Genomic DNA, 19559 nt, shown 5'->3' on the forward strand with positions numbered 1-19559 from the left:
ACGCTCCGCGTCACCTTGCACGGGGCTTGAGGAGCGGGACGCAGAGCGTCCGGGGCGGCATTCCCACGCTGAGCGTGGGAACGATCATTGCACCTGTTTGGGCAAACGCTGATCTATAAGCTGGTACAGCGCACTGCTCTCAGGCCAGTTACGCATAAACCGCGCGCGGTCCTTGGCGAATGCCGGCGCGAAGCTTGCGACCGAGCTGTGCTGACACATGGCGTCCAGGTCGATCAACGCCCAGCGATCCTCGGCCCAGAACAGGTTATGGCCCTTGAAATCACCATGGCTGATGCGCTCGCGGATCAGCTCGGCGAACAAGTGGTCCAGGGCCAGCAGTTCATTCTCGGGCGCATCGCCTTTCTCAACATACGGCGCAAAACGCTCGATGATGTCCGGCCCCGGCAGGTATTCAGTCACCAGGTAAGCCCGGCTGCGCAGCCACAAAAAGCGTTTTTCCAACACCGCCAGCGGCTTGGGCGTGGCGATGCCAAGGAACGCCAGGCGGTTGCCCTCGCGCCACGAATGCCAGGCCCGGCTGGGGCGCCAGAAGCGCTTGAGCCAATGGGCAAACCCCTTGATGTTATAGCGCTTGATCACCAGTGGCCGCCCGCCCGCTTCGACCTTGGCGACGGTGGCCGCACCACCGGTTTTGTACAAATGGCCTTGGTCGAGCAGCGCGTCGGCCTGCTCCAGCACCGGCAGCATTGCCGCCTCTTCCTCACGACGAATCGCACGCAAGGCAAAGGCGCCACGCACCACGCTGAACAGCGTGCATTCACGGCCGACCTTGTTCAAAAAGTCTTTCAAGCGCCAGGCGCTGACCTTACGCACCTGTTTTTCCAGGGCTTCCAGCGGCAAGGCGTGCTCGCCGTTGCCCAGCAGGTAGTACACCAGCAACTCTTCGGTGAACGGCTCGAGGTTTTTCGGCAACTGGGCGAAGAACACGCCAAGGTTTTCCAGCACCCGGTTGCGCGACAACGGCTTGCCCGCCGCTTCAACACGAATCCCGGCGCCATCAATCAGGTACAGCTTGCCGTCCTGGCGCAGCAGGTTGTCCAGGTGCAGGTCTTCTTGCCACAGGCCTTTGGCGTGCATCTGCGCAATTGCGCCCAACGCCTCTGCGAGCACAGCCGTTTGCTCGTCCGCCAAAGGCGGCAACCCTTCGACCGCCTGCCAGGCATCGGCAAGGCTTTCGGCGCCTTCGATAAACTCAAACAGCAGCCAGCCGCCCTCGCCTTCCTGCAAGCCATCGGCCAGCAACTGTGGCGTGGTCAGGCCCTGCTCGGCCAGCAGGCGCACGCCGCTGAGTTCACGCTGAAAATGCCGCGCCGCCTTGCTGCCCACCAGCAATTTGGCCAACACCGGACGGCCGCGCCAGACGGCGGCGCCCACATAGCGTTCGCCCGGCAACACGCGCAACAGGTTAAGCAGTTGCAGCTGGCCGGTGCCTGCGGCGTCGGCCAACTCGAGGGTCAGCGGCAGCTCAGGCGTGCGGCCGGCTTTTTTCAGTTCGGACAAGCGCATCAGCGCTTCTCCTTGTGGCTGCGCCGGGCCGTCAGGCGCTCGAACCAGGCGCCCACCAGCGCACTGTCTTCAGGCTGGTCCAGATACGCCGCCAGCAGTTGCCGCACTTGCGCATCCGACCACTGCGGCGCGCGGCGCAGCAACGGCTCCAGGTCCTTGATCCGATCACGCCGGCCGAACAGCAGCGGGCGGGTTTTCTCCAGGTCGATCAACTGCGCGGCATAACCGTCTCCGAGCGGTTGCAGGAAAATATGCTTGGGGTAAAAACAGCCATGCACTTGCCCTACGCTGTGCAGGTGGCGCGCCAGCTGACCACAGGCCAGCAAGATCGCACGGTGCTGGTCGTCACTCAGCTGCGGCCATTGTTCGAGCAGTGAATCCAGGTCATTCCAGCCATCCAGGGCTCGGGTCAGCAACATCGCGCGGCGCTCGCCTTCAACCTTGCGCTCACCGAAAAACGCCGCCTGCAACGCCGGAATGCCCAGCTTCCGGTAGCGGCTGATATTACGGAACTCGCGGGCAAACGTCGGCTCGCCAAACGGCTTGCTGAGCGTGCGCGTCAGGTAGTTGCTCTGGCGCTTGAGGTAGTAACCCTGGCCATCAAGCTCCAGGCGAAACACGCTGCTCCAGCCGCCGTCGCTGGTATTGGGTTCATCCACCGCGTCCAGTTGCCTGGCCCACAGCGCATCGAAGTCAGCCAGGCCGTGGCGCGCAAGCAATGCGCGATCATCGGCCGCCAGGAAATCAGTCATTCGCGCCCCTCGAAAAACTTCACCACGTGACGGATTCGCTGTTTGTCCGAAGCCGTCAGGTGCGTACGTTGGCGGTATTGCATGTAGAAACGCAGGCGCTGGGTGGCCGACAAGTGATACTTGGCGACTTTATCCAGGCAGGCCAGGTCCTTGGTAATACGGTACTTGAGCCAGAAACCGCGCCAGAAATCGCCGTTCGGGCAATCGATCAGGTACAGCGTACGGTTATCGTCAACCAGCAGGTTGCGCCACTTCAAGTCGTTATGGGTAAAGCGGTGTTCATGCATCGTGCGCGTGTATTCGGCGAGCTGACGGCTGATCACGTTGACCCACTGGGGGTCTTTCAAGCACGGATCGTTACGATCGGCCAGCACCGACAGGTCTTCGGTCTTGGGCAGCTCGCGGGTAATCATCGCCCCGCGCGCATAGGCCAAACCCTTGCGCTCAAGGCCCCAGGCCACCACGTCGGCGGTGGGAATCCCCCACTTGGCGAAGCGCTTGAGGTTCTGCCATTCGGACTTCACCCGAGGTTTGCCCAGGTAACGGCGCAAGCCTTTGCCGGCGCCTACGTAGCGTTTGACGTAGTAATTGACCCCGCCACGCTCCACCCGAATCACTTCCGACAAGGGGTCGCGCGTCAGTCGCTCACCCTGCAAGGCAAACACCGCCTCCAGGCTACCAAAGTCATCCGCCAGGGCGGCGTAAGCAGGTTCCAGGTTCCAACCCGCCATCAGATCGCATCCCCCAGGCGTTGCTTGCGCGCATACAGCTTGTCGGCCTTGCGCTGCAACAAGCTCAGGGACGCCGACTGCTCGGCCAGGATCTGGCGCAGCGGCTGGCGGAAGTAGCCTTTGAGAAAGCGCAGTTTGTCGCGCTGAGTCAGGCCGATGTCCAGCGCCGAGTAGTACAGCGCGGACAAGTCCTTGTCGCGCCAGCGCAGCGGCAGATGGGCACGCAATTGGGCACGGTGCAGGTCGATCACTGAAAGCTTGATGGTGCGCGCATCGATCGGCCGGGACGTATCCAGCAGGAAGTGGCACAGGTAGCAGTCGCGGTGATTGACGCCGCCACGGTGCATGTCGCCGACCATGCGCGCCAGTTCAGCGGTGAGCGCATGGCGCAATGCCGGTGCCGGCGGCTCGGCCACCCAGTTGACGGTCAGGTCTTCCAGGCTGATGGTCGGGGCCAGTTCTTCGGTGATGATGAACGAGTGCTGGTCGGCCGGGTTGCTGCCTTTTTCACCGAAGGCCACGCCGGTCATGGTCGGCACACCCAGTTCCTGCAAGCGGTGGATGGCCGACCATTCCAGGCCGGCACCCAGCACCGGCAGCTTGGCGGTGATCAGGTTCTTGAAGATCTCGCCCCAACCGATGCCACGGTGGATTTTCACGAAATACGGGCGGCCCTCCACCTCGGTACGCAAGGTGCGACGCGCCGCCAGTTCACGAAATACCTGGCCTTGCAGTTTCTCGACTTCGGCAAAGGCGTCACGCCCGGCCCATAAGGTCTTGAACGGTTCGGCAAGAATCAACTTCATCGTTTCGGCTCCGCCAGAATCACATCTGCCGCGTGCTGCGGCATGCTGTAGAGGTCGGCCGTCTCGGCGAAGGCCAAACCATTACGGCCCCAGGCCGCGCGCTGTGCAGTGTCGGTAAGCATGTGCGTGAGGTACTGGTTGAGCTGCGCTTGTTCAAACGGCTCATCCAGCACCAGCCCGCTGTCGGCTTCGCCAATGTAGTGGGCATACCCACACACCGCCGAGACCAGCACCGGCAACCCGGCCACCAGGGCTTCGAGCAACACGGTACCGGTATTTTCGTTGTACGCCGGGTGAATCAACAGGTCGGCGCCCAGCAGGAAACGCGGGATATCGCTGCGGCCCTTGAGGAACTGCACGTTATCGCCCAGCCCCAACGTGGCGCTCTGCAACTGGAATACTTTGGGGTCGTCCTGGCCGATTACAAACAGGCGCGTACGTTTTTTAAGCTCGGTCGGTAGCGCGGCCACGGCCTTGAGGCTGCGGTCGACGCCCTTGGTCTTGAAGCCGGAACCGATTTGTACCAGCAGCAACTCGTCGTCGCGCAGGTTGAACTCCTTGCGGAAACCTTCGCGGATTTCGGCCGCATTTGGCGGCGCGCGGCGGTCCTGGGCAATGCCCGGCGGCAGCAGGTGGAAGCGCTCCAGCGGCGTGTCGTAATGCTTAATGAACAGCGGTTGCTGCACTTCGGAGATCATCAACACTTCGGTCTTGGCGTCTTTGGCGAACACCGCACGTTCGTACTCGGCAAAGTGCTTGTAACGGCCAAAGCTTTTGTACAGCGAGTGACGCAGGTTTTGCGCCTTGTCTTCAAAGCAGCCGTCGGCGGCGTAGTACACGTCCAGGCCGGGCATTTTGTTAAAACCGATCAAACGGTCCACCGGGCGCTTGGCCAGGTCAGCTTCCATCCAGGCCAACAGTTTCTCGTTGCGCCGATGGTTGAAGAACGCCTTGACCGGCGCCACCAGCACTTCAAAGCCGGGCGGAATCTCGCCTTCCCAGATCAGCGTGTAGACCCGAATCGTATGGCCGCGCTGCTGGCACTCCAGGGCGATGCGCATGAAGTCGCGCTGCAGGCCACCGAAGGGGAAATATTTGTACAAAACAAAAGCCAGTTGCATCAGTGCAGCTCCTCAGCCAATAACAACGTGCTCAGTCGGTTTGCCACACGCTCAGGATTCAAGCGCGTGAAGCACAGGGGCGACTCGCGCGTGATGTCGAACCGACGCAGGTCGTCGGCCGTCGGTTGATAGGTACAGGTTTTTTGCAGGCACGGTGCGCATGGGAAGTCGCTGGCCAAGTGAATCTGGCCTTTGCCGTAGGCGCCCGTCAGGCCCGGGTTGGTGGGACCGAACAGGGAGATGGTCGGCACGTCCAGCGCAGCGGCCAAGTGGCCCAGGCCCGTGTCCACCGCCACACAGGCGCGGGCACCGGCCAGCACACGGGCGACGCCGGCCAGGTTGAGTTTGGGCAGCACTTCGGCGTTTTGCAGGCCTTGGGCCAGACGCTCGGCGCGGGCCTTTTCGGCGGCATTGCCCCATGGCAATTTCACGTCCACACCCAGGCGGCCCATGTGTTCGGCCAGCTCACGCCAGTAGGCTTCGGGCCAGTGCTTGGTGTCCCAGGTGGTGCCATGCAGCAGCAGTACAAAGGGTTTTTTCGGCGGCAGGCCGAGCAACTTGTCGACGCTCAGGCCGTAATCGCCCAGGCCTTTGGGCAAGTCATAACCCAACGCCACGGCGAACAGCTGGCGCAAGCGTTCTACCGCATGCTGCCCACGGGCCACGGCCAGCCGGCGCGAGTAGAAACGCGCAGCCATCGGTTCACGGGCAGAATTCTTATCAAAACCGGCCACCGGCGCGCGTACATAGCGCGTCAGCCAGGCGCTTTTGAGCAGCCCTTGGGCATCGATCACCAAATCGTATTTGGTCGACTGCACGCTCTGCTTGAAGCGCCGCCATTCACCGCTCTTGATGGTTTGCCAGATGTTCTTGCGCCAGCGACGAATCGCCACCGGGATCACTTTGTCCACGGCTGGGTGCCAGGTGGGAATCTCGGCAAAGCCTTCTTCCACCACCCAGTCAAAGCGGATGCCAGGGATCGCCCGCGCCGCGTCGGTCAGTGCCGGCAAGGCGTGGATCACATCGCCCAGGGATGAGGTCTTGACTACCAATACGCGCAAACTAGCGAACCTCGACCGCGGAACCCTGCAACCGCTGCAAGGCTTCATTCACTGGCTGCGGCAGCAACTGACGCATGCAGTTGTAATGGCCAAAACGGCAGGTACGCTCAAAGCACGGGCTGCAATCCAGGCCCAGGCGCACCACCTCAACCTTGTCGGCCAAAGGCGGGGTAAAACCGGGCGACGTCGAGCCATACACCGCCACCAAGGGGCGGTTCAGCGCGGCCGCCACGTGCATCAGGCCGGAGTCGTTGGACACCACCGAATCGGCGCAGGAGAGTAAATCGATAGCCTCGGCCAGCGACGTGTCGCCACTGAGGTTCACCGCTTCTTCACGCAGGCCGGGGATCAGGCGCTGGCGAATGTCTTCGCCGACCGGGTGATCCTTCTTCGAACCAAACAGCCACACCTGCCAGCCTTCGCGAATCTTCATCTCGGCGACTTTGGCGTAATGCTCCGACGGCCAGCGCTTGGACTCGCCAAACTCGGCGCCGGGGCACAGCGCCAGCACTGGACGGTCAAGCGCCAGGCCGAACTTGGCCAGCGCCGCGTCACGGCTCACCGGATCGATCTGCAGGCTCGGGCGCGGGTACGGCGTGGGCAACTCGGCGCCGGGCTCGTAGGCCAGCGCCATGAAACGTTCGATCATCAGCGGGTAGCGCGCCTTGTCGAGGGTGCGCACGTCATTAAGCAACACGTAGCGAAACTCGCCGCGCCAGCCGGTACGCTTGGGGATGCCGGCAAAGTACGGCACCAACGCCGACTTGAGCGAGTTGGGCAGCAAAATCGCCTGGTCGTACTGGCCGACCATGGATTTACCGATGCGTCGGCGCGTCGCCAATTCAAGGGCGCCATGGCCGAGCGGGAAGCTCAAGGCCGTGCGCACTTCGGGCATGCGCTCGAGGATCGGCCGGCTCCACTCAGGGGCGAGCACGTCGATTTGGCAGTCGGGATGACGTTGCTTGAGGCACTGGAACAGTGTCTGCGCCATCACCATGTCACCGACCCAACTAGGCCCAACGATCAGAATATTCATGTAGTTTCCACAAACGATGCGGGGAGGCTTATGCCTCCCCGCATCGTTATTTACTGTAGGTCACGGTAGCCACTTTGTGTCAGAGCTGGCTTATGTGGGAGCTGGCTTGCCTGCGAAGGCATCAACTCGGTATCACTGATAAACCGAGGCGTCTGCATCGCGGGCAAGCCCGGCTCCCACACAAAGCTGTGTGTCCACATTAGATTGGCATCCCACATTTAATCGAGTTTCAGCTTAACCCCAGTTCATTCCAGATTCGCTTCACCTGGCGCCGTTCGTCGGCGAACTGATCCCCGGCTACCGTGCCGGCCTCGTTTTGCAAGGCCTGGCGGTGCGCGGCGGAACGGTAGGCCTTATACACCTCCCGCAGCAGATGGGCATCGGCAGCGGGCATCAGCCCGACCTGCTCCAGGCCTTCCAGAATGCGGATATTGTCGGTATAGCGCAGCAACGATGGATGTTGCGCAGACCACGCCAAAGCCGCGTATTGCACCATAAATTCAATATCGACGATACCACCGGCGTCTTGCTTGAGGTCGAACACGGTCGTCGGCTCGAAGGCGTTCGCCCCCGTCCCGGCAGCCGTCGCCTTGGTGCCCAGGTTATCGCGCATCTTGGCGCGCATCTCGCTGACCTCCTGGCGCAGCTTCGCCAAGTCACGTTCACGCCCCAGTACGTTAGCGCGTACCTGCTCGAACGCATGGCCCACATCCTGACTGCCCACCAGCACCCGCGCGCGGATCAGGGCCTGATGCTCCCAAGTCCAGGCTTCATTTTCCTGGTAGCGCTCAAACGCCCCCAACGAGCTGACCAGCAAACCGGAGGCGCCGGAAGGTCGCAGGCGCATGTCCACTTCATACAATTGGCCGGAGTTGGTCTGGGTGGTGAGCAGGTGAATGATCCGCTGGCCCAGACGCGTAAAGAACTGCGCGCCGTCGATGGGTTTGGCGCCATCGGTCTCGGCCTGGGGATCTCCGTCGTGGATGAACACCAGGTCAAGGTCCGAGCCATGCCCCAGCTCGATGCCGCCGACTTTCCCGTAACCCACAATGATGAACCCCGGGTCGCACAGGCTGCCGTCCACGCGCTGCGGTGAGCCATGACGGGCGACCGTCTGGCGCCAGGCCAGGGCCAGCACTTGTTCGAGGATAGCTTCGGCGAGCCAGGTCAAATAGTCGCTGACCTTCATCAACGGCAGGCTGCCGGCGATTTCCGAAGCGGCTACACGCAGGCGGTGGGCCAGTTTGAAGTGACGCAAGGCCTCCATCTGTTGTTCAAGGTCATCTTCGGGGATGCGTGTGAGGCGCTCACGCAGCTCAGCGGCGAGCTCCGGCGCCAAAGGTGGCTTGAACAGGCGGCCTTCGTTGAGCAACTCATCGAGCAGCAGCGGGAAGCGCGTGATTTGCTCGGCAATCCACGGGCTGGCGGCGCACAGCGTCAACAAGCGGCGCAGGGCATCGGGGTTTTGGGTCAGCAGCACCAGGTAAGCAGAACGTCGCGCCACAGCCTCCACCAGCGGCAGCACGCGCTCGAGCACCAGGTCCGGGTTGGCGTGCTCGACGGCCTGGGCCAGCAGGCGCGGGATAAAGGCGTCGAGCCGCTCGCGACCGAGGCGCTGCATGGCGCGCAACTGCGGGCTGCCACGCAGGCCAGCCAGGGCTTTGAGGGCTTTGGACGCGTCAGTAAAACCACCCTCGGCCAGTTGGCGACAAGCGGCGTCTTCGTCCTGGGACTCTTCCCACAACGGTAACCACTCCCCGCCCACCACCAGCTCGCTTTCTTCGCCTTCTTCTTCGTCAGGATCAGCAATCACCTGACGGAAGTGCCAGTCCACCCGGCCACGCCAATACATCAGGCGCTCATGGAACGCGGCCCAGTCGACAAAGCCCAGCATAAAGGCAATGCGCGCCTGATCTTCGGGGCTGTCCGGCAGCATTTGCGTCTGACGGTCGGCAATCGCCTGGATCGCGTGCTCGGTATAGCGCAGGAATTCATAGCCATTGCGCAGTTCGGCGATCACCGCAGGCGGCAAGTAGCCCTGGCCTTCCAGCGTGCCGAGCACCATCAGCAACGGCCGCTGCTGCAGGCTCAGGTCGCGGCCACCGTGGATCAACTGGAACGCCTGGGCGATAAATTCCACCTCGCGGATGCCGCCCGAGCCCAGCTTGATATTCTCGGCCATGCCCTTGCGCCGCACTTCCTGCTGGATCAGCTGTTTCATGGTGCGCAATGCTTCAATCGCAGAAAAATCCAGGTAACGGCGGTAAACGAACGGGCGCAGCATATCCAGCAATTGCGCGCCGGCCACCTGGTCGCCGGCCACCACGCGCGCCTTGATCATGGCGTAGCGTTCCCAGTCGCGGCCCTGATCCTGGTAGTACTGCTCCAGCGCATTGAAGCTGAGCACCAACGCACCGGCTGAACCATAGGGCCGCAGGCGCATGTCGACACGGAACACAAAACCATCGACCGTCATCGGGTCGAGCGCCTTGATCAGTTTTTGACCAAGTCGAATGAAAAACTCCTGGTTGTCCAGCGCGCGCTTCACGCCCACCGTCTCGCCGCCTTCGGGGTAAGCGAAGATCAGGTCGATGTCCGATGACAGGTTCAACTCCACCGCGCCGAGCTTGCCCATGCCGAGGATGACCATGTGCTGGGCTTCGCCGCTGCGCCGGCCAGTGGGCGTGCCGAACTGTACGCAGTGGCGCTGGTACAGCCACTGGTAAGCCTGGTCGATGCTGGCGTCGGCCATGTCGGAAAGGTCGCGACAGGTTTGCACCAGGTCCGCCTGTCGGGTCAGGTCGCGCCAGATAATGCGCACTTGCTGACGCGTGCGTTGGCGGCGCAGCACCCGGCCCAACTCATCTTCTGTTTCGGCCTGTTGCACGGCACCGGCGATCTGACTGCACAGCTCACCGGGCGCAAAGCCGCGGTCCAGCTCGCCCCAGGCCACCAGTTCAAGCAACATCAAAGGGTCACGAACACTCTGTTCAATGACGAAATCACTGGCGGCGCACACCCGGGCAAAGTCGGCCCACCGTTGCGGCGTCCACGCAGAAAGTCCATGATCGGCGTCCAGCGCGGCCACTGCGTCACGAAATGACTGCTCGGCCCGCTGGGCAAAAGGCAAGAGAATGGCCGGCAGTTCGGCCAGCGTTGGAAGGCTCATGGTCTATCCTTGATCGGCGCGCGAAAGGCATGTGGTTGTGAAGGCAAGAACCACGCTTGGTGAAGGACTGTCGAACAAAGGTTAGAAATAGCTGAAATTAATTTCATCTTGGCAGCCAGCATCAAACTTTCACCTTTTCTTGTTCGCAAATGATCAACAATAACGATTATGCTCACCAGCCAGACCGAGCCATACGCTCAGTCTTGTGTAGTTTTACTACTCGTATATACATTCGAAAGGCTGAAATGGCCGACGATTTGTAGTAAAACTACAGGACGCCGAAGCAACCTTCGGCCATCCAAGAATTTATGTCGTCTGCCCACAAGGCCAGTCGCAAACTTCAGGCAACCGATTCTGGTAGCCTTTCCGCCCTGGAGCAAGCCATGCAAGACCTCGATCCCGTCGAAACCCAGGAATGGCTGGACGCCCTGGAATCGGTTCTCGACAAAGAAGGCGAAGACCGTGCTCATTATTTGATGACCCGTATGGGCGAACTCGCGACCCGCAGCGGCTCGCAATTGCCTTACGCCATCACCACGCCATACCGCAACACCATCCCCGTTACCCACGAAGCACGCATGCCTGGCGACCTGTTCATGGAACGCCGCATTCGCTCGCTGGTACGTTGGAACGCCATGGCGATGGTAATGCGCACGAACTTGAAAGATTCTGACCTGGGCGGTCACATCTCCAGCTTCGCTTCCAGCGCAACCCTGTATGACATCGGCTTCAACTACTTCTTCCAGGCCCCGACCGACGAACACGGCGGCGACCTGATCTACTTCCAGGGCCACACCTCGCCAGGCGTCTATGCCCGTGCGTTCATGGAAGGCCGCATCACCGAAGAACACATGAACAACTTCCGCCAGGAAGTGGACGGTAACGGCCTGTCGTCGTACCCGCACCCTTGGCTGATGCCTGATTTCTGGCAGTTCCCGACAGTATCCATGGGCCTTGGCCCGATCCAGGCGATCTACCAGGCACGCTTCATGAAGTACCTGGAAGCCCGTGGCTTCATCCCTGAAGGCAAGCAGAAAGTCTGGTGCTTCCTGGGCGACGGCGAGTGTGACGAGCCGGAATCCCTGGGCGCCATCTCCCTGGCCGGCCGCGAGAAGCTCGACAACCTGATCTTCGTCATCAACTGCAACCTGCAGCGCCTCGACGGCCCGGTTCGCGGCAACGGCAAGATCATCCAGGAACTCGAAGGCGTGTTCCGCGGTGCTCAGTGGAACGTGACCAAAGTCATCTGGGGCCGTTTCTGGGACCCACTGCTGGCCAAGGACGTCGACGGTATCCTGCAACGTCGCATGGACGAAGTCATCGACGGCGAGTACCAGAACTACAAAGCCAAAGACGGCGCGTTCGTACGTGAACACTTCTTCAACACGCCTGAACTCAAGGCAATGGTTGCAGACCTGTCCGACGACGAGATCTGGAAACTCAACCGTGGCGGCCACGACCCGTACAAGGTCTACGCGGCGTACCACGAAGCGGTCAACCACAAAGAACAACCGACTGTCATCCTGGCCAAGACCATCAAAGGTTATGGCACCGGTGCCGGCGAAGCGAAGAACACTGCGCACAACACCAAGAAAGTTGATGTTGAAAGCCTGAAGCTGTTCCGCGATCGCTTCGACATCCCGGTCAAGGATGAAGAGCTGGAAAACCTGCCGTTCTTCAAGCCGGAGCCAAACAGCGCCGAAGCCCGCTACCTCAGCGAGCGTCGCACTGCACTGGGCGGTTTCGTGCCACAGCGCCGCGCCAAGTCTTTCGACATCCCGACTCCGCCACTCGATACCCTCAAGGCTATCCTGGACGGCTCGGGCGACCGTGAAATCTCCACCACCATGGCTTTCGTGCGCATCCTGGCGCAGCTGGTCAAGGACAAGGAAATCGGTTCGCGCATCGTCCCGATCATCCCGGACGAAGCCCGTACCTTCGGTATGGAAGGCATGTTCCGTCAGTTGGGCATCTACTCCTCCGTCGGCCAGCTCTACGAGCCAGTCGATAAAGACCAGGTGATGTTCTACAAGGAAGACAAGAAGGGCCAGATCCTCGAAGAAGGCATCAACGAAGCGGGCGCCATGAGCTCCTTCATCGCTGCCGGTACTTCGTACTCCAGCCACAACCAGCCGATGCTGCCGTTCTACATCTTCTACTCGATGTTCGGCTTCCAGCGTATCGGCGACCTGGCATGGGCAGCAGGCGACAGCCGTACCCGTGGCTTCCTGATCGGCGGCACCGCCGGCCGGACCACGCTGAACGGCGAAGGCCTGCAACACGAAGACGGTCACAGCCACATCCTGGCTGCCACCATCCCGAACTGCCGCACCTTTGATCCAACCTACGGCTATGAGCTGGCGGTGATCATCCAGGACGGCATGAAGAAGATGACCGAAGAGCAGCAGGACGTTTTCTACTACATCACTGTGATGAACGAGTCCTACCAGCAGCCAGCCATGCCGGCCGGTGTTGAGGAAGGCATCATCAAGGGCATGTACCTGCTCGAAGAAGACACCAAGGAAGCGGCGCACCACGTGCAGCTGATGGGCTCCGGCACCATCCTGCGTGAAGTGCGTGAAGCGGCGAAGATCCTGCGTGAAGAGTTCAACGTCGGCGCTGACGTGTGGAGCGTTACCAGCTTCAACGAACTGCGTCGCGACGGCCTGGCAGTCGAGCGCAACAACCGCCTGCACCCAGGTCAGAAACCAGCCAAGAGCTACGTCGAAGAGTGCCTGGCCGGCCGTAAAGGTCCAGTCATTGCCTCTACCGACTACATGAAGCTGTTTGCTGAACAGATTCGCCAGTGGGTCCCGTCCAAGGAATTCAAAGTCCTGGGCACCGACGGTTTCGGCCGCAGTGACAGCCGCAAAAAGCTGCGTCACTTCTTCGAAGTTGACCGTCACTTCGTGGTGTTGGCAGCCCTGGAAGCCTTGGCTGACCGTGGTGAGATCGAACCTAAGGTGGTGGCTGACGCTATCGTCAAGTTCGGGATCAACCCGGAAAAACGCAACCCACTGGACTGCTGAGGAGATTTTTTGTGAGCGAACTCATTCGCGTACCTGACATCGGCAGCGGTGAAGGTGAAGTAATCGAGCTGTTTGTGAAGGTCGGCGACACCGTCGAAGCCGACCAGAGCATCCTGACCCTGGAGTCGGACAAGGCGAGCATGGAAATCCCTGCTCCCAAGGCCGGCGTGGTCAAGAGCCTGAAAGTGAAGCTGGGCGACCGCCTGAAAGAAGGCGACGAACTGCTGGAACTGGAAATCGAAGGCGCCGCTGATGCGGCCCCTGCGCCAGCCCCGGCTGCCGCTGCTGCACCCGCACCTGCCGCTGAAAAACCTGCTGCTGCCGAGGCCCCTGCGGCCCCGGCTGCTGCTCCGGCCGCTGCCACTGTCCAGGACATTCATGTTCCGGACATCGGCTCGTCGGGCAAGGCCAAGATCATCGAGCTGCTGGTCAAGGTCGGCGACACCGTCGAAGCCGACCAGTCACTGATCACCCTGGAGTCCGACAAGGCCTCCATGGAAATCCCATCGCCGGCTGCCGGCGTAGTGGAAAGCATCGCGGTCAAGCTGGAAGACGAAGTCGGCACTGGCGACTTCATCCTCAAGCTCAAAGTACAAGGCGCTGCACCTGCTGCTGCGCCAGCACCGGCTGCTGCTCCGGCTGCCAAGGCTGAAGCTGCTCCGGCGGCTGCCGCTCCTGCACCTGCTGCAAAAGCCGAGGCCGCACCGGCTCCGGCGGCTGCGCCTGCACCTGCGCCAAGCGGTGCCAAGGTTCACGCCGGCCCTGCCGTGCGTCAGCTGGCCCGTGAGTTCGGCGTTGAGCTCAACGCTGTGTCGGCCACCGGCCCGCACGGTCGTGTGCTCAAAGAAGACGTGCAGGTGTACGTCAAAGCCATGATGCAGAAAGCCAAGGAAGCTCCGGCTGCCGGCGCTGCTACGGGCGGCTCGGGCATTCCACCGATCCCGGTCGTGGACTTCAGCCGCTTCGGCGAAACCGAAGAAGTGCCGATGACCCGCCTGATGCAAATCGGCGCGTCGAGCCTGCACCGCAGCTGGCTGAACATCCCGCACGTGACTCAGTTCGACCAGGCCGATATCACCGACCTGGAAGCGTTCCGCGTTGCGCAGAAAGCCGTGGCCGAAAAAGCCGGTGTGAAACTGACCGTGCTGCCACTGTTGCTCAAGGCGTGCGCGCACCTGCTCAAGGAGCTGCCGGACTTCAACAGTTCGCTGGCACCAAGCGGCAAGGCGATCATTCGCAAGAAGTACGTGAACGTAGGTTTCGCCGTGGATACCCCGGACGGCCTGCTGGTTCCTGTGATCAAGAACGTTGATCAGAAGAGCCTGCTGCAACTCGCCGCTGAAGCTGCTGCGCTGGCTGCCAAGGCCCGCGACAAGAAGCTCACCGCCGACGACATGCAAGGCGCTTGCTTCACGATCTCCAGCCTCGGTCACATTGGCGGTACTGGCTTCACGCCAATCGTCAACGCGCCGGAAGTGGCGATCCTGGGTGTGTCCAAGGCCACTATCCAGCCTGTGTGGGACGGTAAAGCGTTCCAGCCGAAGCTGATGCTGCCGCTGTCGTTGTCCTACGATCACCGTGTGATCAACGGCGCTGCTGCTGCCCGCTTCACGCAGCGTCTGAGCCAACTGCTCAACGACATCCGCACCATCTTGCTATAAGCCTCAAACGGGCCTCCCTGTCACCGGGGAGGCCTGGCACTACCGATTTCCGAGCGCCACGCTCGTACCTCAACCCCGCCACTTGGCGGGGCTTTTTTTGGGTGTCTGTTGAACACGCAAAACAGGTTTGTACACCTTCCATCACCCCGATTGCAGAAATCCCCCACGCGGCCGATAACAGGGTTATAGCACTTAGCCTTCATCCTCTCTTGTCAGTGCGTGCTGCATGATGCAACCTTGCCGCAGGTGACAGTAAAGAGGGCGTGAGCCCGGCGCCGTGCGCATCTTCCCAAGCGAGTTTCCCCCATGAAAAGCCAACCCGATGTCGCCCGTATGGCGGCCGAGGTAGTGACGCAATTACCGGTGCCTTCGCGCCTCGGTATGCTGCGTTTCGAGCGGCTTAATGAGGCAAGCTGGGCGCTGCTGTACCTGGACCCCAATTGCGAGCGCCAATTCGGCCTGCCGGCGGTGGAACTGTGCGCCTTGATCGGCACCCCCTACGCCAGCCTGATGGAACCCCAGGCGCGCTATCAACTGCACGACACCATCCAGCAGCAGTTGGCCCATAGCCCGCATTACCTGGTGCGCTACACCCTGCACACCAACGATGGGCCATTGAGCCTGCTGGAGATGGGCGAGGCGTATAAACAACACAATCGCCACCTGTTGCGCGGCTACCTGATGGTGGTCGACGGCCTGTTCAGCGAAATCCCCACCGCCGCCCCGACCGCCGACCTGGAAAACCAGAACAGCCGCCTGCAGATTGCCCTGGAACTCAACCAGCGTGCCCAGCAGGAACAGTTGCAGCACCTTGAACGGGTACGCGCCCAACAGGAGCTGATCCTGCTGCTGGCGCGCCAGCGCTACACCACGCCGAATTCGCTGCAAGAAGCCGCCGAGCTGATCACCCGCAGTGCCTGCGATATCTACCAGATCGACTGCGCCAGCATCTGGAACCTCGAAGGCCAGCGCCTGGTGCCGATCTCGGCCTACCACCGCGAAGACCAGCAGCACCACTTGCCCGAAGCGATTGACGCCAGCAACTTCCCGGATTACCTGGAAGCCCTGCATTCGAGCCGTGCCATCGACGCCACCCACGCGATGCGTGACCCGCGCACCCGGGAAATGGCCGAGAGCCTGCGCGCCAAGGACGTCCACGCCATGCTCGACGCCAGCATCCGCGTAGATGGTCAGGTCGTCGGTGTGTTGTGCCTGGAGCAAAGTGGCAGCTCGCGTGCCTGGCAGTCGGATGAGATCGCCTTTGCCGGCGAGCTGGCGGACCAGTTCGCGCAAGTGATCAATAACCACAACCGCCGCACCGCCACCAGCGCCTTGCACCTGTTCCAGCGCGCGGTGGAACAAAGCGCCAACGCCTTTCTGCTGGTCAATTGCGACGGCGTGGTGGAGTACGTCAACCCAAGCTTTACCGCGATCACCCAGTACAGTGCCGAAGAAGTCCACGGCCACCGCCTGGCACAGTTGCCGGCCCTGGAAAACCTCAGCGAACTGCTGTTCGACGCGCCGTCGAGCCTGGCCAAGAGCAACAGCTGGCAGGGTGAATTCAAGAGCCGGCGCAAAAACCTGGAACCCTATTGGGGCCAGCTGTCGATCTCCAAGGTGTATGGCGACAACCGTGAGTTGACCCACTACATCGGCATCTACGAAGACATCACCCAGACCAAGCTCGCGCAGCAGCGTATCGAGCGCCTGGCCTACACCGATAACCTGACCAACCTGGGCAACCGCCCGGCGTTTATTCGCAACCTTGATGAACGCTTCGCCCGCGACAGCGACAGCCCGATCAGCCTGCTGCTGGTGGACATCGACAACTTCAAGCGCATCAACGACAGCCTCGGTCACCAGACCGGTGACAAACTGCTGATCAGCCTGGCCCGGCGCCTGCGCAACAGCCTGAGTGCCGGTGGCAGCCTGGCGCGTTTTGCCAGTAACGAGTTTGCGGTGTTGCTGGACGATACCGACCTTGAGACCGGCCAACAGGTGGCCAGCCAATTGCTGACCACCCTCGACAAGCCGATGTTTGTCGACAACCAGTTGATCAGCGTCACCGGCTCCGTGGGCCTGGCCTGTGCACCGCTGCACGGCCGCGACCCACAGACCCTGATGCGTAACGCCGGTTTGGCCCTGCACAAGGCCAAGGCCAACGGCAAACATCAGGTGCAGGTCTTCACCGAGGCCCTGAACGCCGAGGCCAGTTACAAGCTGTTCGTGGAAAACAACCTGCGCCGCGCCCTGACCCAAAACGAGCTGGACGTGTTCTACCAGCCCAAACTGTGCCTGCGCAGCGGCCGCTTGCTGGGCATGGAAGCGCTGCTGCGCTGGAATCACCCGGAAAAGGGCATGATCCGCCCGGACCAGTTCATCAGCGTGGCCGAAGAAACCGGGTTGATCATCCCCATCGGCAAATGGATCGCGCGCCAGGCCTGCCGCATGAGCAAGCAGTTGAGCGCAGGCGGCATGGGCAATCTGCAGGTGGCGATCAACCTGTCGCCCAAGCAGTTCTCCGACCCGGACCTGGTGGCGTCGATCGCCACCATCCTCAAGGAAGAACAACTGCCGGCCAACCTGCTGGAGCTGGAGTTGACCGAAGGCTTGCTGCTCGAAGCCACCGAAGACACGCGCCTTCAACTCGACCAGCTCAAGAGCTTCGGCCTGACCCTGGCCATGGACGACTTCGGCACCGGCTACTCGTCGCTGAGCTACCTGAAAAAATTCCCCATCGACATCATCAAGATCGATCGCAGCTTTATCCACGAAATCCCGGACAACCAGGACGACATGGAGATCACCTCGGCGGTCATCGCCATGGCCCATAACCTCAAGCTCAAGGTAGTGGCCGAGGGCATCGAGACGGCCGAACAGCTGGCGTTCCTGCGCCGCCATCGCTGCGATGTGGGCCAGGGCTACCTGTTCGACCGGCCGATCCCCGGCGCAGATCTGTTGGAAAAGCTTAAACGCTATCCGCGCGGGCCAATCGCCTGACAGCGCTGTAACACTCGGGCACACTGGCTGTCTGTCTTAATACATAACTCAATCTGACTGAGAGGACTGATCATGGTCTTGCGCTCGGAAATTCTGGTGAACAAAAACGTGCTGCCGACTCAAGAACAAGCTTTGCCTGGCCGTGAAACGCCGATGAACCTGCCCGAAACCCACTTCGTCAACGGCAACCCGCTGCTTGGCCCCTTTGTCGACAACGTAGAGTTTGCGATCTTCGGCCTCGGTTGCTTCTGGGGTGCCGAACGGCGGTTCTGGCAGCGCGACGGCGTGGTCAGCACCGTGGTCGGTTACGCCGGTGGCTACACGCCGAACCCGACCTACGAAGAAGTCTGCTCGGGCCTGACCGGCCACAGCGAGGTGGTACTGGTTGTGTTTGACCAGGACAAGATCAGCTATGAAGAACTGCTGAAAATGTTCTGGGAGTTGCACAACCCCACCCAGGGCATGCGCCAGGGCAACGACATCGGCACCCAATACCGCTCGGTGATCTACGCGGTGAAACCTGAGCATCTGGAAGCGGCCAAGGCCAGCGCCGATGCCTATCAGGCTGAATTGAACAAGGCGGGCCTGGGTGTGATCACGACTGAAATCGAACAAGCCCCGACGGTGTATTTCGCCGAGGCGTACCACCAGCAGTACCTGGCGAAGAATCCGCAAGGCTATTGCGGCATCGGCGGTACCGGCGTGACCTGCCCTATCTGACGCCAAAAGCATCGCGGGCAAGCCCGCTCCCACCTTGGAATGCATTCCAAATGTGGGAGCGGGCTTGCCCGCGATAGCGTTCCGACAGGCGACTCATTACTCAGCGATGAGCCAATCCATCTGCCACCCACCCTGGGTCTGACCAAGTTTCTTGGACAGCCACGGCAGCAGCTCACGAAGCTCCTCCTCCAGCCCCCACGGCGGGTTGGCAATCGCCAGGCCCGAGCCGGTCAGGGTGTTGGGCGTGTCCAACGGATGCACCAGCAATTCCACACGCAGCAGCTTCGGCGCGCCGGTGCCGGCCAGGTCCTGATAGAAACGCCGCAGCATGCGCTGGTCCTTCACCGGGTACCAGATCGCCGCGACGGTCTGGCGCATGCGGCTGACCGCTTCCTTGAGGGACGCCGCGCAGCGCTGCATCTCATCAAGTTGTTCAAACGGCGGATCGATCAGCATCAACGCGCGTTTTTCCGGCACTGGCAGCAAAGCACGTGGCACATGCCAGCCTTCGCCCAAGTGCACTTTGACCCGGCGATCGCCTTTCATGTTGTCCTTGAGCAGCACGCCGTCTTCCGGGTGCTTCTCATTAAGCAATACACGGTCCTGGGGCCGCGTGAGGCGGCGCGCCAGCTCCGGCGAGCCTGGGTAGTAGCGCAGCTGGCCGTCCGGGTTCATCTCGTGCAGCACACGCATGTAGTCGGCGGTGAGTGGCGGCAGGTCGCTTTCGCCCCACAGGCGCGCAATGCCTTCCAGGTATTCGCCGGTGCGGTTGGCCTGGTCGCCCTGCAAGTCGTACAGGCCAATCCCGGCGTGGGTGTCGAGGTAGGCGAACGGCTGCTCCTTGCGCGACATCAGGGCGATGAGGCGGGTCAAGGTCAGGTGTTTGAAGACATCGGCGTGGTTGCCGGCGTGAAAGGCGTGACGATAATTCATGGTTGCTCCTGCG

The 19559-nt window shown here is 61.5% G+C and carries 13 protein-coding genes; 4 read left to right on the forward strand and 9 right to left on the reverse strand.

Annotation, left to right across the window (positions count from 1 at the left end; genetic code table 11):
• Positions 1-84: 84 nt before the first annotated feature.
• The 8 genes from HBO41_RS13180 to glnE all read right to left on the reverse strand — a co-directional run bounded on the left by HBO41_RS13180 (position 85) and on the right by glnE (position 10203).
• On the reverse strand, positions 85-1527 hold the full coding sequence (locus HBO41_RS13180) for a lipopolysaccharide kinase InaA family protein (RefSeq protein WP_017138510.1): 1443 nt from the start codon (positions 1525-1527) through the stop codon (positions 85-87).
• Complete coding sequence (locus tag HBO41_RS13185; protein WP_017138511.1) at positions 1527-2279, reverse strand: lipopolysaccharide kinase InaA family protein; 753 nt, start codon at positions 2277-2279, stop codon at positions 1527-1529. Before HBO41_RS13185 ends, HBO41_RS13180 begins: the two co-directional genes overlap by 1 nt.
• Positions 2276-3010, reverse strand: a complete 735-nt coding sequence (locus HBO41_RS13190; RefSeq protein ID WP_138817155.1) for a lipopolysaccharide kinase InaA family protein — start codon at positions 3008-3010, stop codon at positions 2276-2278. The genes HBO41_RS13185 and HBO41_RS13190 overlap by 4 nt, the downstream gene beginning before the upstream one ends.
• Positions 3010-3816: a lipopolysaccharide core heptose(I) kinase RfaP gene (gene rfaP, locus HBO41_RS13195; protein WP_017138513.1), complete on the reverse strand. Its 807-nt coding sequence runs from the start codon at positions 3814-3816 to the stop codon at positions 3010-3012. The genes HBO41_RS13190 and rfaP overlap by 1 nt, the downstream gene beginning before the upstream one ends.
• Entirely contained in the window at positions 3813-4937 is a 1125-nt protein-coding gene (locus tag HBO41_RS13200) for a glycosyltransferase family 4 protein (RefSeq protein WP_017138514.1), read from the reverse strand. Before HBO41_RS13200 ends, rfaP begins: the two co-directional genes overlap by 4 nt.
• Positions 4937-5998 carry a lipopolysaccharide heptosyltransferase I gene (gene waaC / locus HBO41_RS13205; RefSeq protein ID WP_169986549.1) on the reverse strand — a complete coding sequence of 354 codons (1062 nt, stop codon included), beginning with the start codon at positions 5996-5998 and terminating at the stop codon, positions 4937-4939. The genes HBO41_RS13200 and waaC overlap by 1 nt, the downstream gene beginning before the upstream one ends.
• A gap of 1 nt (position 5999) precedes the next feature.
• Positions 6000-7034, reverse strand: a complete 1035-nt coding sequence (gene waaF / locus HBO41_RS13210; protein ID WP_017138516.1) for a lipopolysaccharide heptosyltransferase II — start codon at positions 7032-7034, stop codon at positions 6000-6002.
• 229 nt (positions 7035-7263) lie between these two features.
• Positions 7264-10203, reverse strand: coding sequence for a bifunctional [glutamate--ammonia ligase]-adenylyl-L-tyrosine phosphorylase/[glutamate--ammonia-ligase] adenylyltransferase (gene glnE, locus HBO41_RS13215; RefSeq protein ID WP_169986551.1), 2940 nt, complete (start codon positions 10201-10203; stop codon positions 7264-7266).
• A gap of 383 nt (positions 10204-10586) precedes the next feature.
• Here glnE and aceE point away from each other — a divergent pair, with 383 nt between their 5' ends.
• From aceE to msrA, 4 genes are all read left to right on the forward strand, one after another.
• Positions 10587-13232: a pyruvate dehydrogenase (acetyl-transferring), homodimeric type gene (gene aceE / locus HBO41_RS13220; protein WP_017138519.1), complete on the forward strand. Its 2646-nt coding sequence runs from the start codon at positions 10587-10589 to the stop codon at positions 13230-13232.
• Positions 13233-13243: 11 nt separating this feature from the next.
• Complete coding sequence (gene aceF / locus HBO41_RS13225) at positions 13244-14893, forward strand: dihydrolipoyllysine-residue acetyltransferase (protein WP_099548073.1); 1650 nt, start codon at positions 13244-13246, stop codon at positions 14891-14893.
• Between the two features lie 306 nt (positions 14894-15199).
• Positions 15200-17893: a bifunctional diguanylate cyclase/phosphodiesterase gene (locus HBO41_RS13230; protein ID WP_169986553.1), complete on the forward strand. Its 2694-nt coding sequence runs from the start codon at positions 15200-15202 to the stop codon at positions 17891-17893.
• 72 nt (positions 17894-17965) lie between these two features.
• Positions 17966-18613, forward strand: coding sequence for a peptide-methionine (S)-S-oxide reductase MsrA (msrA, locus tag HBO41_RS13235; RefSeq protein WP_017138522.1), 648 nt, complete (start codon positions 17966-17968; stop codon positions 18611-18613).
• A 96-nt stretch (positions 18614-18709) separates the two neighbouring features.
• On the opposite strand, the gene HBO41_RS13240 is transcribed toward msrA, so the two are convergent.
• Positions 18710-19546, reverse strand: a complete 837-nt coding sequence (locus tag HBO41_RS13240) for a 23S rRNA (adenine(2030)-N(6))-methyltransferase RlmJ (RefSeq protein ID WP_017138523.1) — start codon at positions 19544-19546, stop codon at positions 18710-18712.
• Positions 19547-19559 lie beyond the last annotated feature (13 nt).

Source organism: Pseudomonas sp. WS 5146 (assembly GCF_012985495.1).
GTDB lineage: Bacteria > Pseudomonadota > Gammaproteobacteria > Pseudomonadales > Pseudomonadaceae > Aquipseudomonas > Aquipseudomonas edaphica.

Coding starts and splice junctions, on each gene's coding strand:
- HBO41_RS13185 (WP_017138511.1), bottom strand. CDS start 2,279: ATGACTGATTTCCTGGCGGCCGATGATCGCGCATTGCTTGCGCGCCAC.
- aceE (WP_017138519.1), top strand. CDS start 10,587: ATGCAAGACCTCGATCCCGTCGAAACCCAGGAATGGCTGGACGCCCTG.
- HBO41_RS13240 (WP_017138523.1), bottom strand. CDS start 19,546: ATGAATTATCGTCACGCCTTTCACGCCGGCAACCACGCCGATGTCTTC.
- glnE (WP_169986551.1), bottom strand. CDS start 10,203: ATGAGCCTTCCAACGCTGGCCGAACTGCCGGCCATTCTCTTGCCTTTT.
- HBO41_RS13230 (WP_169986553.1), top strand. CDS start 15,200: ATGAAAAGCCAACCCGATGTCGCCCGTATGGCGGCCGAGGTAGTGACG.
- HBO41_RS13190 (WP_138817155.1), bottom strand. CDS start 3,010: ATGGCGGGTTGGAACCTGGAACCTGCTTACGCCGCCCTGGCGGATGAC.
- msrA (WP_017138522.1), top strand. CDS start 17,966: ATGGTCTTGCGCTCGGAAATTCTGGTGAACAAAAACGTGCTGCCGACT.
- HBO41_RS13200 (WP_017138514.1), bottom strand. CDS start 4,937: ATGCAACTGGCTTTTGTTTTGTACAAATATTTCCCCTTCGGTGGCCTG.
- rfaP (WP_017138513.1), bottom strand. CDS start 3,816: ATGAAGTTGATTCTTGCCGAACCGTTCAAGACCTTATGGGCCGGGCGT.
- HBO41_RS13180 (WP_017138510.1), bottom strand. CDS start 1,527: ATGCGCTTGTCCGAACTGAAAAAAGCCGGCCGCACGCCTGAGCTGCCG.
- waaF (WP_017138516.1), bottom strand. CDS start 7,034: ATGAATATTCTGATCGTTGGGCCTAGTTGGGTCGGTGACATGGTGATG.